11 protein-coding genes are annotated in these 14269 nt (G+C 39.5%); 5 read left to right on the forward strand and 6 right to left on the reverse strand.

The window, feature by feature from the left end; genetic code table 11:
• Positions 1-62 precede the first annotated feature (62 nt).
• Together PTRA_RS07800 and PTRA_RS07805 are read right to left on the reverse strand one after the other, a co-directional pair.
• A complete protein-coding gene (locus PTRA_RS07800) occupies positions 63-893 on the reverse strand; it encodes a CvfB family protein (protein WP_058373336.1) in 831 nt (276 codons plus the stop codon).
• 2 nt (positions 894-895) lie between these two features.
• Positions 896-2218, reverse strand: coding sequence for a DEAD/DEAH box helicase (locus tag PTRA_RS07805; protein WP_011328112.1), 1323 nt, complete (start codon positions 2216-2218; stop codon positions 896-898).
• Between the two features lie 197 nt (positions 2219-2415).
• On the opposite strand from PTRA_RS07805, the gene trhO reads away from it, so the two are divergent.
• The 3 genes from trhO to PTRA_RS07825 all read left to right on the forward strand — a co-directional run bounded on the left by trhO (position 2416) and on the right by PTRA_RS07825 (position 6194).
• Positions 2416-3423 carry an oxygen-dependent tRNA uridine(34) hydroxylase TrhO gene (trhO, locus tag PTRA_RS07815; RefSeq protein WP_058373338.1) on the forward strand — a complete coding sequence of 336 codons (1008 nt, stop codon included), beginning with the start codon at positions 2416-2418 and terminating at the stop codon, positions 3421-3423.
• Positions 3424-3580: 157 nt separating this feature from the next.
• Positions 3581-5476, forward strand: a complete 1896-nt coding sequence (locus tag PTRA_RS07820) for a putative nucleotidyltransferase substrate binding domain-containing protein (RefSeq protein WP_058373339.1) — start codon at positions 3581-3583, stop codon at positions 5474-5476.
• Between the two features lie 7 nt (positions 5477-5483).
• A complete protein-coding gene (locus PTRA_RS07825) occupies positions 5484-6194 on the forward strand; it encodes a 3'-5' exonuclease (RefSeq protein WP_058373340.1) in 711 nt (236 codons plus the stop codon).
• A 91-nt stretch (positions 6195-6285) separates the two neighbouring features.
• Here PTRA_RS07825 and PTRA_RS07830 read toward each other — a convergent pair whose 3' ends face one another.
• The gene (locus tag PTRA_RS07830) at positions 6286-7866 is read right to left on the reverse strand and encodes a BCCT family transporter (RefSeq protein ID WP_058373341.1); all 1581 of its coding nucleotides are present in this window, start codon (positions 7864-7866) and stop codon (positions 6286-6288) included.
• An 809-nt stretch (positions 7867-8675) separates the two neighbouring features.
• On the opposite strand from PTRA_RS07830, the gene egtB reads away from it, so the two are divergent.
• Positions 8676-9950 (forward strand): ergothioneine biosynthesis protein EgtB, encoded by a 1275-nt coding sequence (gene egtB / locus PTRA_RS07835; protein WP_058373342.1) that lies wholly within the window; start codon positions 8676-8678, stop codon positions 9948-9950.
• Positions 9947-10933 carry an L-histidine N(alpha)-methyltransferase gene (gene egtD / locus PTRA_RS07840; RefSeq protein ID WP_058373343.1) on the forward strand — a complete coding sequence of 329 codons (987 nt, stop codon included), beginning with the start codon at positions 9947-9949 and terminating at the stop codon, positions 10931-10933. Before egtB ends, egtD begins: the two co-directional genes overlap by 4 nt.
• A gap of 4 nt (positions 10934-10937) precedes the next feature.
• On the opposite strand, the gene PTRA_RS07845 is transcribed toward egtD, so the two are convergent.
• The 3 genes from PTRA_RS07845 to pcp all read right to left on the reverse strand — a co-directional run bounded on the left by PTRA_RS07845 (position 10938) and on the right by pcp (position 14260).
• Positions 10938-11777 (reverse strand): PhzF family phenazine biosynthesis isomerase, encoded by an 840-nt coding sequence (locus PTRA_RS07845; protein ID WP_058374563.1) that lies wholly within the window; start codon positions 11775-11777, stop codon positions 10938-10940.
• Positions 11761-13434 (reverse strand): asparagine synthase B, encoded by a 1674-nt coding sequence (asnB, locus tag PTRA_RS07850; protein WP_058373344.1) that lies wholly within the window; start codon positions 13432-13434, stop codon positions 11761-11763. Before asnB ends, PTRA_RS07845 begins: the two co-directional genes overlap by 17 nt.
• 157 nt (positions 13435-13591) lie before the next feature.
• The gene (gene pcp, locus PTRA_RS07855; protein ID WP_083497510.1) at positions 13592-14260 is read right to left on the reverse strand and encodes a pyroglutamyl-peptidase I; all 669 of its coding nucleotides are present in this window, start codon (positions 14258-14260) and stop codon (positions 13592-13594) included.
• Positions 14261-14269: the final 9 nt, after the last annotated feature.

Genomic DNA, 14269 nt, shown 5'->3' on the forward strand with positions numbered 1-14269 from the left:
AAAGGTTAGTTATAAGCGCAAAGTGCAGCACTTAGGCTACACTCAACGCATAATAATAAATATTATTTTAAGCGAATGGATTTCGCTTCAATTTCTATCAATCCTAGTTTAAATAATCCACCAATTGCCTTTTTATAATTAGCTTTACTGGTCGAAAATATTTTCTTAATTGTTTCAGGATCTGACTTATCGCCTAAAGCAATAACGCCACCTTCCTCTTTTAGCTTCTCCATTATAACATCGCCAAGGTTACTAACTTTAGCCATACCTGGTTTCTCTAAAACAACGTCAATTTTGCCATCTTCACGTACTTTTTGAATAAAGCCTTTTAATTTTTGCCCTACAAATAAGCTTTTAAATACCATATTGTAAAAAATAACACCAAAGTGAGATTCTTCAATAAGGACTTTGTAACCAATGTCTGTTTTGCCGGCTATGATCAAATCGACTTCTTGTAAATGAGTATATTGCGGCTCATCTTTAGATAAAAAACGATTAAAGTTGTTTGATGCACAAATACGCTTACTGGCATTATCTAGGTACAAACGCACTAAATACGAATGGCCTTCTTGCATACGCGGTTTTTGCTCATTAAACGGCGCTAGTACATCTTTTTCTAAGCCCCAATCTAAAAAGGCACCAATACTATTAATTTCTTTAACACGCAGTAGGGCATATTCACCTACTTGTGCATGAGGCTTTTTAATTGTTGCTGTAGGTAAATTAGCATTATCTAAAAATATAAATACGCTAATGCTATCACCAGCTTCAAGCTCATGTTTTATTTCTTGTTTTGGTAAAAATACTTCGCCTAAATCGTGGCCGTCTAGGTAAGCACCTTCGTTACTAACTTCTTTTACAAATAAGGTTTGTGTGGTTCCAAGGTAACTCATAATTATTCCTGTTCAGGCTTTTTTCTGCGGCGCATAGGAGTATCGCCATCAATATTAATAGGGGCTTTAATGGGAGCTGATGGTTTTTTAGGCTTAGCTTTGCGTTTAAACACTGGCTTTTTAGCTGCTACTGTTTTTTCTGTGGCTAAAACTGCAACTGGTTTCTTTTCTTTAATCCCTTTAAATTTAGCTTTTAAGCCATCAACGCTATCAAACTTTAATTCATCATTTAAGAATGCTTTAATTGCTAAATAACTTGGCCAATCTTTAGGGCCTACTAACGACAGTGCGCTGCCTTTAAAACCAGCACGACCTGTTCGCCCAATTCGGTGAACATATTCTTCAGCGTGTTTAGGTAAATCAAAATTTATAACATGGGTAACACTGAGTAAATCTAAGCCACGTGACGCAACATCTGTGGTTATTAATATTTTGAAGTTTTCACGGCTAAACGCATCCATAATATCGAGGCGCTTATTTTGTGCTAAATCACCCGCTAATGGCTGTGCTTTAAAACCTTTAGCGCAAAGCGCTTCGCTCAAACGGCTGGTATCTGCACGGGTAGCTGTAAATATAATACATTGGCCAACATCGTCTTGATTCAAAAAGTGCTCAAGCAAGGCTTCTTTATGATCAAGATGATCAGCAAGGTACAAGCTTTGTTTAATATCTGAGTGTTGCTCGTTTGCAGCGCTGAGCATTATTTGCTTAGGCTTTTTTAATAAGTTGCGCGACAGTGCATCTACTTGTGCATGATCCAGCGTAGCCGAAAACAATAATGTTTGGCGCAGGCGATGGTCGGCCAAGTCATTAATCATTTTAAGCTGTTCGGTAAAGCCTAAATCCAGGATGCGGTCTGCTTCATCAAAAATAAGTAGCTCAAGGCCGCTCAATTGTAACGTACGCTTTGTAAGGTGATCGGCTAGACGACCTGGTGTTGCAACTACAAACTGCGGATCGTTTCTAAGCGCTTTAATTTGGTCATTAAAATTTTCGCCGCCGAGTATTTTTACGGCTTTAATGTTTGTACCCGCTATTAATAAACGCAGTTGTGTAAATACTTGCGTAGCAAGCTCACGTGTTGGAGCAACAATAAGTACCCGAGGATCGCGTTTACTGAGTGCTTTTTGTTTCATTACTCGTTGAACAGCGGGTAATAAAAACGCCAAGGTTTTGCCTGACCCTGTTTTAGACTGGGCGAAAATGTCATGCCCTGCAAGTGCTGTAGGCACTGCATGTGCTTGAATGTCGGTAGGCTGGGTGATCCCTTGATGTGCTAGTTGTGTTTCAAGGCGATTATCAATCCCAAGATCAGTAAAGTGCAAGGTGTGTTTCTCCAAAATGAGCAAGTTATATCTTTAATTCTATCGGCGCATTATAGCCCACAGAGGCGTATGGCTAACAGTAAAATGCAAATTATAAGGCTAATTTTTGCATTTAATCACAAAAAGCGTAAAATACGCGCCCAAGATGCGCCGGATTTACGATTCGGTATATATTAAAAAGCAAAATAGGAATAAATATGACGGCTGTTCATAAAGATAATTTAACCAGCGAGCACTTTATAGTGTGTGCACTGTATAAATTTGTAGCATTACCTGAGTTTGAAGCGCTTAGAAAACCATTACTAGATGTAATGGAGGCAAATGAAGTTCGCGGTACTTTACTAATCGCCTCTGAGGGTATTAATGGTACGGTTTCAGCTAAACGTGCTGGCATAGATAATCTTCTCAAATGGCTTGAACAACAGCCAAGCCTTGATAACATTGTTACTAAAGAATCTTACGATGACGAATGCCCATTTTACCGCACCAAAGTAAAACTAAAAAAAGAAATTGTGACTATGGGGGTTGAGGGCATCGATCCGCTAAAAGTAGTGGGTAGTTATGTTAAGCCAAATGAATGGAACGCATTAATTTCAGACCCAGATGTGATACTTATAGATACCCGCAACGATTACGAAATTGAAATAGGTACTTTTCAAAACGCGGTTGATCCTAACACCAAAACATTCCGTGAATTTCCGCAGTGGGCTAAAGAAAACCTTGATCCAAGCAAGCATAAAAAAGTAGCTATGTTTTGTACCGGCGGTATCCGCTGTGAAAAATCAACAGCGTATATGAAAGAGCAGGGCTTTGATGAAGTGTATCACCTTGAAGGCGGCATTTTAAAATACCTTGAAGAAGTACCAAAAGATGAAACCATGTGGGAAGGCGAATGTTTTGTATTTGATAATCGCGTAGCGGTTAATCACGACTTGCAAAAAGGCTCGTATGACCAATGTCATGCGTGTCGTATGCCGATCACCGAAGACGAAAAGTTAAAAGCTGAATATATGGAAGGCGTGTCGTGTCATCATTGTATTGATAATGTAAGTGATGAGCAGAGAGAACGTTTTGCTGAGCGTCAAAAGCAAATAGAGCTTGCACAAGCGCGTGGCGAAGGCCATATTGGTAATGAGGCTCAGGCTATTTTACAGCAACGTAAAGAGGCTAAAAATGCTAAAAAACAAGCCCAGCGTAGTAAATAATATTTTATTAAATTAATTTAAAAAGAGTCTTTATTGACTCTTTTTTTGTATCCACTGTATGTTTTAACCTAAGATTGATAATGTTAGCCTTTAGGTAATACCTATTGCATTAAATTAGTATAAAACACATCATAATATCGCTATGTAGGAAGCAACTATGCAAGCCGAACAAATAGAAATAGCGCAGTTTTTAGCACAACACCCTCCTTTTAACGATTTACCCACTAAAGCGCTTAACGAGCTGGCGCAACAAGTTGAAGTTGCATACTTTAGAGCGCAAACAGAAATTTTACAGTTAGGCCAAGATATTGCCGACTTGTACGTTATAAGAAGCGGTTCGGTAGAAATGTATCGTCGTAATGGCGAGCTTTATAATCGTTTAGCTGTGGGTGGAATATTTGGCCAAATGGGCCTATTGATGAACCGCAAAGTGCGCTTTCCGGCCACTGCACTTGAAGACACGTTGGTTTATTGTATTAATGTTGAATTGTTTAATCGTTATTGCGATGAGTTTGATGCATTTGCTGATTACTTTGAAACCGACGGCAATGTACGTTTGCACCAAGCTATTGTTGAGCAAGCCGATAGTAACGATTTAACGACAGCAAAAGTAAAATCGCTTATTCATCGCGATGTAGTGACAGTATTAACCACTTCTACGGTGCAAGATGTTGCCAAATTAATGAGTGAAGAAGCGGTTTCATCAGTACTGGTTACAGATATAAATAAGCCCGTTAACGACGATCCTGAAGAAGATGATGGCCAAGTAGTTGGTATAATTACCGACCGAGATTTACGTAATAAAGTGGTTGCCCCAGGGCTGTCGTTTGACACTCAAGCACAGCATATTATGTCTACTAACTTAGTGATTTTAGATGCTAATGCCTACGTTTTCGAAGCTGTATTAGCTATGTTAAGAGATAGCCTACATCATTTGCCGGTAGTGCAAAAACGCAGGCCGATTGGGGTAATATCACTGTCTGATATTTTACGTTACGAGTCGCAAAGTAGCTTGTTATTAGTGCGTGGTATTTTGGCCCAGCAATCAGTGGAAGACTTAACCCATTATGCCCGCCAGTTACCTAATGTATTTGTACGTATGGTTAACGAAGATGCAAACTCTCATATGGTTGGTACAGCCATGGCAGTGATTGGCCGTACTTTTAAGCAAAGGCTATTAATATTAGCTGAAGAAAAGTATGGGCCAGCTCCCGTGCCTTATTGTTTTATTGCTTTAGGCTCCATGGCACGCGATGAGCAACTTATAGTGACGGATCAAGATAATGCGCTTATTTTAGATGACAGTTACAACGATGAGTTGCATAACGAATACTTTCAAAATATTGCAGACTTTGTTTGCGATGGTTTAGCACAATGTGGCTACACCTATTGTGATGGCGAAATTATGGCGTCATTCAAAAAGTGGCGTAAAACTCGCTCCCAGTGGTTTGAGCAATTTGCAGATTGGATAGCAAAGCCAAAGCCACAAACGTTATTACACAGCTCCATATTTTTTGATTTGGACGGCGTTTGGGGTAAAACAAAATGGGCCGATGAGCTCAAAGTCTTTGTTGCTAAACAAAGCAAAGCAAATAGGGTGTTTTTGGCAAATATGGCTGCTAATGCGCGTAATCGAACGCCGCCTCTTGGGTTCTTCAAGGGTTTTGTTTTAGAGCATAACGGCCAGCATAAGCACTCAATGAACTTAAAACGCCGTGGTACCGCACCACTTTCTGATGTAATACGGGTGCATGCATTAGCGATTGGTTCACGAAAACAAAACTCGTTTGACCGCCTTGAGGATATAATTGCTGCAAAAAGCTTACCCGAGGGTAAAGCACAAGATTTACGTGATGCACTGGAATATATAGCTATGATGCGAATTCGTCATCAAGCATTACAAATAGAGCAAGGTGAAGAACCCGATAATAATTTAGATCCACATCAACTTTCACCGTTTGAGCAGCGTAATTTAAAAGAGGCATTTGCGATCCTTGAAAAAGCGCAAAATTATCTAAAATTTAGCTTTATTTCAAATACAAGTGTGAAGTGATTTTTCTATGAGCAAGCAAAAGCAAGCAATAGTTGACTGGTCGCTTAGGTATCAGCAATTAGCAAATGGCAGTGAAAGTGCATTGTTACAGCAGTTTTATGCATCGGCTTTTAATCAGCCTGGTGCAGCAATAGCTGATGTGCCATTTGTAGCAATGGACTTTGAAACCACCGGCTTAGATAGCGAAGCAGATGACATAGTGAGTGTGGGTTTAGTGCCTTTTAACTTACAGCGAATATACTGCAAGCACAGCCGCCATTGGGTAGTACAACCGCGCAGAAACTTACATGAAGAATCTATAATCATTCATGGTATTACGCACTCAGAGGTTGATGATGCACCAGACTTTAATCGTATTATTGAGCCATTGCTTGCCGCGCTAAGCGGTAAAGTAGTGGTGGTACATTATGCAGCAATAGAGCGGCCATTTTTAAATAATGCGTTGCTACTTAGGCTGCACGAAGGCATAGAGTTTGCGTTAGTTGATACTATGGATATTGAGAAAAGAGCATTAACAGCACGTCAGGGTTTAATAGGGCGGCTATTTAACTCTAAAATAGGCTCGTTGCGATTAAACGATTGTCGTAAGCGCTACTCACTCCCTGCGTATAATAATCATAATGCCTTAACAGATGCATTGGCCACAGCTGAGTTGTTACAAGCGCAGCTGAGTCATCATTATCGCTTAGATACGCCGATAGATGATTTGTGGGTATAAACTTTATTTTATAGCTATAAAAAAACGCCGCATAACTTGCGGCGTTTTTATTAGTACTTTTTATAGTTACCAGTAAGGGTAATAAGTACGGTTACTTTTTAGTACGAGGTTCAGTACGTAAGCCCAACACTAAGCTTAAACACATAAACAACAATACAATAGTAAAAGGTAATCCGGCAGATATAGCGCCAGCTTGCAGCGCTTGTATAGCTTCAGTACCACCTATCCAAAGTAGTGCGGCAGCTACCGCACCTTGGGTCACAGCCCAAAAGATACGTTGTGGTACAGGTGCATCAATTTTGCCACCAGCGGTGATCGAATCAATTACCAATGAACCAGAATCCGATGACGTAATAAAAAACACCAATACTAAAATAATCGCTACAAACGATAAAATGTTAGACAAAGGTAATGCATCAAACATTTGGAACATAGCAAGTGGTACTTCAGTAAGGCCGTTAGTACCTAGCTCACCTACATTATTAACCACCTGATCAATAGCAATACCGCCGTATATAGACATCCACAAAATAGTAACAGCAGTAGGCACTAGTAATACCGCAATTAAAAATTCACGTATAGTACGACCACGAGAAACACGCGCAATAAACATACCTACAAACGGTGACCAGGAAATCCACCACGCCCAGTACGATACAGTCCAGCCGTGCATCCAGGTTTCATCTTCACGACCATGAGGATTACTTAAAGGAATAATATTTTCTACATAGCCCATTATGGTAGTAGGAACATTACCTATAGCAACAGCAAAGCCAACTAAAAATACAAACACAAGTAAAACCAAGGCAATTAACATATTGGCATTACTAAGTACTTTTACTCCGCCATCAATCCCTCTAACTACCGAAATAATAGCTAAAAGTGAAACCCCAATAATAACTAAAATTTGTGAACCAACACCGCCAGAGGTACCAAATACATGATCTATACCTGCAGAGGCTTGTTGTGCTCCTAACCCTAGTGAAGTTGCAAGACCAAAGAGTGTTGCAAGCACAGCTAAAATGTCGATAAGGTGGCCAGGCCATCCCCATGCTCTATCACCTAAAATAGGATAAAAAATAGAACGGATAGACAGTGGTAAACCTTTGTTATAAGTAAAGAATGCAAGTGAAAGTGCGACAACTGCATAAATAGCCCACGGATGCAGACCCCAATGGAACATAGTTGCGCCCATTGCTAGTTTTGCAGCCTCTGGTGTATTAGGAGCTACATTTAAAGGTGTTTCAAACCAGCCAGTATAATAAGCAAGCGGTTCTGCAACACCCCAAAACATTAGGCCAATACCCATACCTGCAGCAAATAACATAGCTAACCATGAAAGGCGAGAGTGAGTAGGTACTGCATCATCTCCCCCTAAACGTATTTTACCGTAAGGCGATACAATTAGTGCTAAACAAAAAATAACGAAAAAGTTAGCAGCCCACATAAATAAGGCGTCAAAGTTATTAATAATATCTGTTTTTATACTATCAAGTGCAGACTTAGCTGTTTGTGGATCGGTAACTAAAATAGCGATCAAAAAGATGACAATCAGACCAGCACTTATGCCGAAAACAGAGTTATGTATATCTAACCCCCATTTTTGTACGTTGTCTTGACCTACGGTATAGTCCGTACTATCAATACTATATTTGTCATGCTCTTCGCTCATGCAATACCTCATTTGTTGTTCTAACCCTGGATGTTACCCAGTGTCGTAATTAATTATATTAGTCTTGTAATTATATTAGTTTAAACACAAATAATTAGAAGACTAACTAATCTGATTTTTGATCATTAACTTTACTAGTGTATGAGTTAAATACTAAATGTAAATGATTTTGTATTTAGACTGCTGATATTATAGTCAAAATGGTGATATTTGTTGCTTTTAAGTATAAAAAACAAACACTCTCTAACTTGTTAAATTAGTTTACTATTTACTAGGGCCTGTTGATCTTTCAAGGTTAAATTTGCAGCCGTGTGTTTGGTATTAAGGCAAGGCAGAGCCTATGTGGTGTGGTTATTCCCCATAAATAGGCGATAACGCAGCATCAATGCCAAACATACGCTGCCCGAAGGGTTCTGCCTAGGAGCGATTGACTCTTTGTTGCCTACATGGATGTAGGTAAGGGGCGTGAGCAGGACGCGGAAGCTTTGCTCGGTTTTTACTTAGCCCACTAGGTTACAAATCTCGCGCCGCGATTAAATCGCCCCTAGTTTGAACAAATTTTAATCCGCAAAGGCCAACAGGCCCTAATACATATACGAGAACACTTATAAATCAGCGCATATTATCCGAGAATAGAATTATAAAAACACATAGGTAAATAATTACTGTCACGAAGTATGTAAATACTAATAAGCTGCTAATTAAAGGTGCCTAATATAACCGCACCTTTAATCTAGGAATACTTAGTATATGATTTAACATTAGGTTATATTTTAACAGTAAAGTAGTTAAAGGAGTAAATTGCGACTATGACTAATGATATTAAACATTTAGTTGGAAAAAATGAGCTTAGTGATCATTTTAAATCGGTACGTAAATATAGCCTATCACTCATTAGTGCGTTAAGTGCAGAAGACTGTCAATTACAAGTAATGGCCGATGTAAGCCCAAGTAAATGGCATCTTGGGCATACCAGTTGGTTTTTTGAAACATTTTTACTTGGCATTCATAGCCGTAATTACAAAGTATTTAACCCTGAGTTTAAAATATTATTTAATTCTTACTACAACGGAATTGGTGAGCAATTTAAGCGGGGTAACAGAGGAAGCCTATCGAGGCCGAGTCTTGATGACGTAATAGCATACAGACGATATGTTGATGAGGCCGTTATTAGCGTGTTAAATACTGCAATAACCCCAGAAATAGAGCAAATAATTACTCTTGGCCTAAATCATGAGCAACAACACCAAGAGCTAATGTTGATGGATATTAAGTATAACTTTTCTATTAACCCAATATTTCCTGCGTACCAATCACTAAAGCCAACTCAAATACCAAACCAGCAATCCAGTGCCGCTATAAAATTTATAAACTTTGACCAAGCAATTATAAATATAGGGAGCAATGCTGAAAACCAATTTGCCTACGATAACGAACAACCGAAACACCCGGTGCTGGTTCATCCATTTAGCTTTGCTAATAGATTAGTGACTAATGCAGAGTATTTAGCCTTTATTAATAGCTCTGGCTATAGCAACCCGCAACATTGGCTAAGTGATGGCTGGGCACATATACAGGCTAATAATTTAACACAGCCATTGTATTGGTATTATATAAACGGGGAGTGGTTTGAGTTTACCCATTACGGACTATTACCCCTTAACTTAGCCGCGCCGGTTTGTCATGTTAGTTACTATGAGGCTAGCGCTTATGCAAGTTTTGTTAATGCACGCCTGCCTACAGAGTTTGAATGGGAATATGCAGCCCAACAACACGCACCAAGCAATACAACACATTCGTCACTTTTATTGCCAAATATGGCCGATAGTAGCGCTGCTATTGGGCAGCTTACAGATAGCTGCTGGCAATGGACAAACAGTGCTTATTTACCTTACCCTGGTTTTAAGCCAATTGCAGGCGTGGCAGGAGAGTACAATGGTAAGTTTATGAGCAATCAAACGGTATTACGTGGCGGTTGTGTGCTTACTCCTGCAAATCATTTACGTACAACCTACAGAAACTTTTATTATCCCCATCAAGCCTGGATGTGTAGTGGTATAAGACTCGCTAAGGATAAAATATGAGCCAAATGACAACAGTAAAGCAGTGCAATATAAATACCACTATAAGCAACTGTGAATTTTTAACGGATGTAATAAGTGGCTTAACTCAGCAACAAAAATCACTCCCCTGTAAATATTTTTATGACGACAAAGGGGCAGCACTATTTGAGCAAATAACAAGGCTGCAAGAGTATTACGTAACCCGTACCGAGCTGGCTATTTTAGAAAGGCACTCAAAAGAGATTGCACAAATCCTACCTGAAAATCTATCAATAATAGAGCCCGGTTGTGGTTCAGGAAAAAAAATAGCCCACTTATTAGCTCATATGAGCAAAGTGAAAACGTTTGTGCCGTTCGAAATATCTACAGAAATGCTTAACTATTCATTAGCGCATTTATCGCCGTTATTTCCTGAGCTGGTTATTGCTCCGTTATTGGGCGACTTTACCGATAGCGCAATAGTTAAGCAGCTTATTAAAGAAACCGCCCTCGATAGCCAAACTAATTTAGTGTACTTCCCAGGCTCCACCATAGGTAATTTTAACACGCTTAAAGCCATTGAAATAATGAGAAACTTTCAGCATTTATGTGGTGTAAATGGCTATGTTTTAATTGGGATTGACTTGGTAAAGCAGCGGCAAGTGCTGTTAGATGCATACGACGATAAACTCGGTGTAACCGCTGCATTTAATAAAAACTTATTACAAAGAATCAATAACGAACTAAATGGGTCATTTAATTTAGCTAATTTTAAGCATGAATCACGTTATAACGAGCAGCATAACCGTATAGAAATGCACTTAGTGAGCCTTTGCGATCAAGCAGTAATAATTAATAACCAACAAATTAATTTTAAACAAGGTGAGAGTATTCATACCGAAAACTCTCATAAGTACACGCTAGAATCGTTTAAACAGCTTGCTGCACAAGCAAACTTAAGTTTAGAGCAAACATGGCAAGACGATAATAACTACTTTGCATTATGCCTGTTAAGGCCGCTATAATTTATTAGTAAATAACAACTTGGTTGTTGTTAAATTTATAGTTTAACAACGCGCCATTAGGTGATTGCTGTATAAGCGTAACTTTATTTAAACCGTATAGTCTAAATAATAATGGCGCAATAACCGATACTGCTGAACCCGTTGCAGTATCTTCGTTTACACCAAACTGCGGGGCAAAGTATCTAAAATGTGCAGTGGCATTTTGTGCTTGGGTATTTTGTACTGTTAGCGCAATAACCGCATTTTTATGCAGCTGGCTTAGGGCTTTAAAATCAACATGTAAGCGTGTTAAATCGTCTTGTGCATTGAACAATAACAAGGTGTAACCGTTTTTATTGGCACTGCTGTACGCGGCTTTTATTGATAATGAAAACACTCGCTGTAATTTACGGTAGCAGGGGGATTCTATCGACTCAATACTTGCTAATACTAGCTGAGCTTGTTGCCTTTTAATTTTTATTTTAAAACGCTCATTACATCCTGTAATAAATACCTGTGGGCAATAAAAAAAATAATTAAGTAAAAAGTTAGCTGCGGCTAAAGTGCCATGCCCACAGCGTTTAATTTCGCTTGTTTGGTTAAACCAGCGAATTTTACAATAAGGTTTAGTTATCTCATTTTTATTTAAAAATACAGTCGCAGGGTGATTCGATTTTGACGCAATATATTGCATTAATTTAGAGGTTAAGCCCTTTTTATAAATAACAATTAAAGCACTTGAACCGGCTAAGTTAGCTGTGTGGTTATAAAAAACAGCTTGGGACGATGTGAGTGTTATAAAGCGCCACTTAAGCCATGCTGGCTTGTGTGGCGCTAAACAAATTCGCTTAGCTTTTGCTAGCATACGCATCGTTATGAATGAGCGCAGCACGCCCAGAAGGGTCAGCATTGTTTTGAAACGACGCATCCCATGCCAGCGCTTCAGGTGTTGAACACGCTACCGATTTGCCATAAGGTACACATTTAGCGGCGGCATCACCAGGAAAGTGAGACTCAAAAATAGCGCGGTAAAAATATGCTTCTTTAGAGTCGGGGGTATTTATAGGGTATTTAAACTTTGCATTGGCAAGCTCTTGATCGCTTACTTGCTCGTTTACAAACTCTTTTAAGGTATCAATCCAGTTATAACCTACACCGTCTGAAAACTGCTCTTTTTGACGCCACAACACTTCCTCTGGTAAATAACCTGCAAAGCCTTCACGTAAAATATGCTTTTCTATTTTGCCCTCTGTACACATTTTAGCTTGTGGGTTAATACGCATTGCCACATCCACAAACTCTTTATCTAAAAATGGTACGCGTGCTTCAACTCCCCATGCTGCCATCGACTTATTGGCACGTAGGCAATCAAACATATGCAGTTTAGATACTTTACGGTTAAGCTCTTCATGAAACTCTTGTGCATTCGGCGCTTTATGAAAATACAAATAGCCACCAAACAGTTCATCTGCTCCTTCGCCAGATAGCACCATTTTAATACCCATGGCTTTAATTTGTCGGGCCATTAAATACATAGGCGTAGAGGCGCGAATAGTGGTTACATCGTAGGTCTCTATGTGATAAATCACTTCGCGCAGAGCATCAATACCTTGCTCAATAGTAAATATAATAGGGTGATGAATAGTGCCTATCATATCGGCTACTTTTTTAGCCGCCGCTAAATCGGGTGAGCCTTCAAGACCAACTGAAAAAGAATGCAACTTAGGCCACCATGCATCGCTTTCGTCGTTATCTTCAATTCGTTTTGCCGCAAAACGCTGGGTTATAGCCGATATAAGCGACGAGTCTAAGCCACCAGAGAGCAATACGCCGTAAGGCACGTCGCACATAAGCTGGCGTTTAACGGCAGCCTCTAGTGCGCTTTTAACATCTTCGGCCTTTGCGCTGTTATTTTTAACGGCATCAAAGCTTTGCCAATCGCGTTTGTAATAAGCTTTAAGCTCGCCATCTTTACTGCTTAGGTAATGCCCAGGCGGAAATTCTTCAATGTGCTTACAAATTGGTGAAAGGGCTTTTAGCTCTGAGGCCACGTAAAAGTTACCGTGTTCATCGTGTCCGGTGTAAAGCGGAATAATACCAATATGATCGCGGCCAATAAGGTAACTGTCATTTTCTTCATCGTATAAACAAAAGGCAAAAATGCCATTTAAGTCATCTAAAAAGTCGGCACCTTTTTGTTTGTAAAGCGCTAAAATAACTTCGCAGTCAGATTCTGTTTGAAAGATAAAATCGGTGGTTAAATTAGCCGCTAATTCTTTATGATTATAAATTTCACCGTTTACCGCTAAAATATGTGTTTTTTCTGGATTATATAAAGGCTGTGCACCGCTAGAAACCCCTACAATAGCTAAGCGTTCATGTACTAAAACTGCTTTCTTCGATGCATAAACACCTGACCAATCAGGGCCACGGTGCCTTAATAACTTCGACATTTCGATGGCTTGCGTACGTAACTGCGCGGGATCAGATTTAATATCTAACACCCCAAAAATTGAACACATAGACTACCCCTCATTCTTGTTTTTATGTGTATTGCAAAGCAAAATAGCCCTGCGACTCACCTTTGTTTTAGCAGAATTAATAACGTAAGTCACACCGCATTTACAAAATAATAAGAATAATTTATGCACCAATATAGCCCGTATTGCACCAAAATGATTAATGTGTGGTGCCGGTTGCTATTTTTACATCGCGCTCATTACTCAAAGCTTCGGCTATCATTACTTTTAGCGCATTTATTACCACTTCTTCACTCATGCTTGGTGCGCCATTGTGGTGCACAGCTTGGCTTGGCAAATAAGGAATATGAATAAAGCCGCCTTTCATTTTTGTATAGTTTTCGTTTATATAATGCAGCAAACCATACATCACATGGTTACACACATAAGTACCGGCAGTATTAGAAATGGCCGCCGGAATATCGCTTTCATGTAAGGTGCTTAACATGCGTTTTATTGGTAAATTGCTAAAATAAGCATCGGGGCCATTTTTTGCAATTGGGGTATCAATAGGTTGCTTACCGGCATTATCTCTAATGCGCGCGTCGTCTATATTAATCGCAATGCGCTCTATAGATATTTCGCTGCGTCCACCGCCTTGGCCAACACATAAAACTATCGCCGGATTATGCGCTTCTATCGCGTGGTGTAGTTGTGCAATAGAGGTATTAAACTCACACGATAATTCAATAGCGCATACTCTATGCTTCATTATTATATGGTCGTCGAGTTTTTGCACTGCTTGCCAAGAGGGGTTTATGGTTTCGCCATCAAAAGGAGCAAAACCGGTAATTAACACGCACGCCATAGGGTAAGTTGATTTAGTCATTGAACACCA

It is taken from the genome of Pseudoalteromonas translucida KMM 520 (assembly GCF_001465295.1).
In the GTDB taxonomy this organism is placed as follows: Bacteria; Pseudomonadota; Gammaproteobacteria; order Enterobacterales; family Alteromonadaceae; genus Pseudoalteromonas; species Pseudoalteromonas translucida.

Excerpts from the sequence above, each read along its gene's own strand:
- PTRA_RS07800 (WP_058373336.1), bottom strand. The coding sequence starts at position 893 with ATGAGTTACCTTGGAACCACACAAACCTTATTTGTAAAAGAAGTTAGT.
- trhO (WP_058373338.1), top strand. The coding sequence starts at position 2,416 with ATGACGGCTGTTCATAAAGATAATTTAACCAGCGAGCACTTTATAGTG.
- PTRA_RS07820 (WP_058373339.1), top strand. The coding sequence starts at position 3,581 with ATGCAAGCCGAACAAATAGAAATAGCGCAGTTTTTAGCACAACACCCT.
- PTRA_RS07825 (WP_058373340.1), top strand. The coding sequence starts at position 5,484 with ATGAGCAAGCAAAAGCAAGCAATAGTTGACTGGTCGCTTAGGTATCAG.
- PTRA_RS07830 (WP_058373341.1), bottom strand. The coding sequence starts at position 7,866 with ATGAGCGAAGAGCATGACAAATATAGTATTGATAGTACGGACTATACC.
- egtB (WP_058373342.1), top strand. The coding sequence starts at position 8,676 with ATGACTAATGATATTAAACATTTAGTTGGAAAAAATGAGCTTAGTGAT.
- egtD (WP_058373343.1), top strand. The coding sequence starts at position 9,947 with ATGAGCCAAATGACAACAGTAAAGCAGTGCAATATAAATACCACTATA.
- PTRA_RS07845 (WP_058374563.1), bottom strand. The coding sequence starts at position 11,777 with ATGCTAGCAAAAGCTAAGCGAATTTGTTTAGCGCCACACAAGCCAGCA.
- asnB (WP_058373344.1), bottom strand. The coding sequence starts at position 13,434 with ATGTGTTCAATTTTTGGGGTGTTAGATATTAAATCTGATCCCGCGCAG.
- pcp (WP_083497510.1), bottom strand. The coding sequence starts at position 14,260 with ATGACTAAATCAACTTACCCTATGGCGTGCGTGTTAATTACCGGTTTT.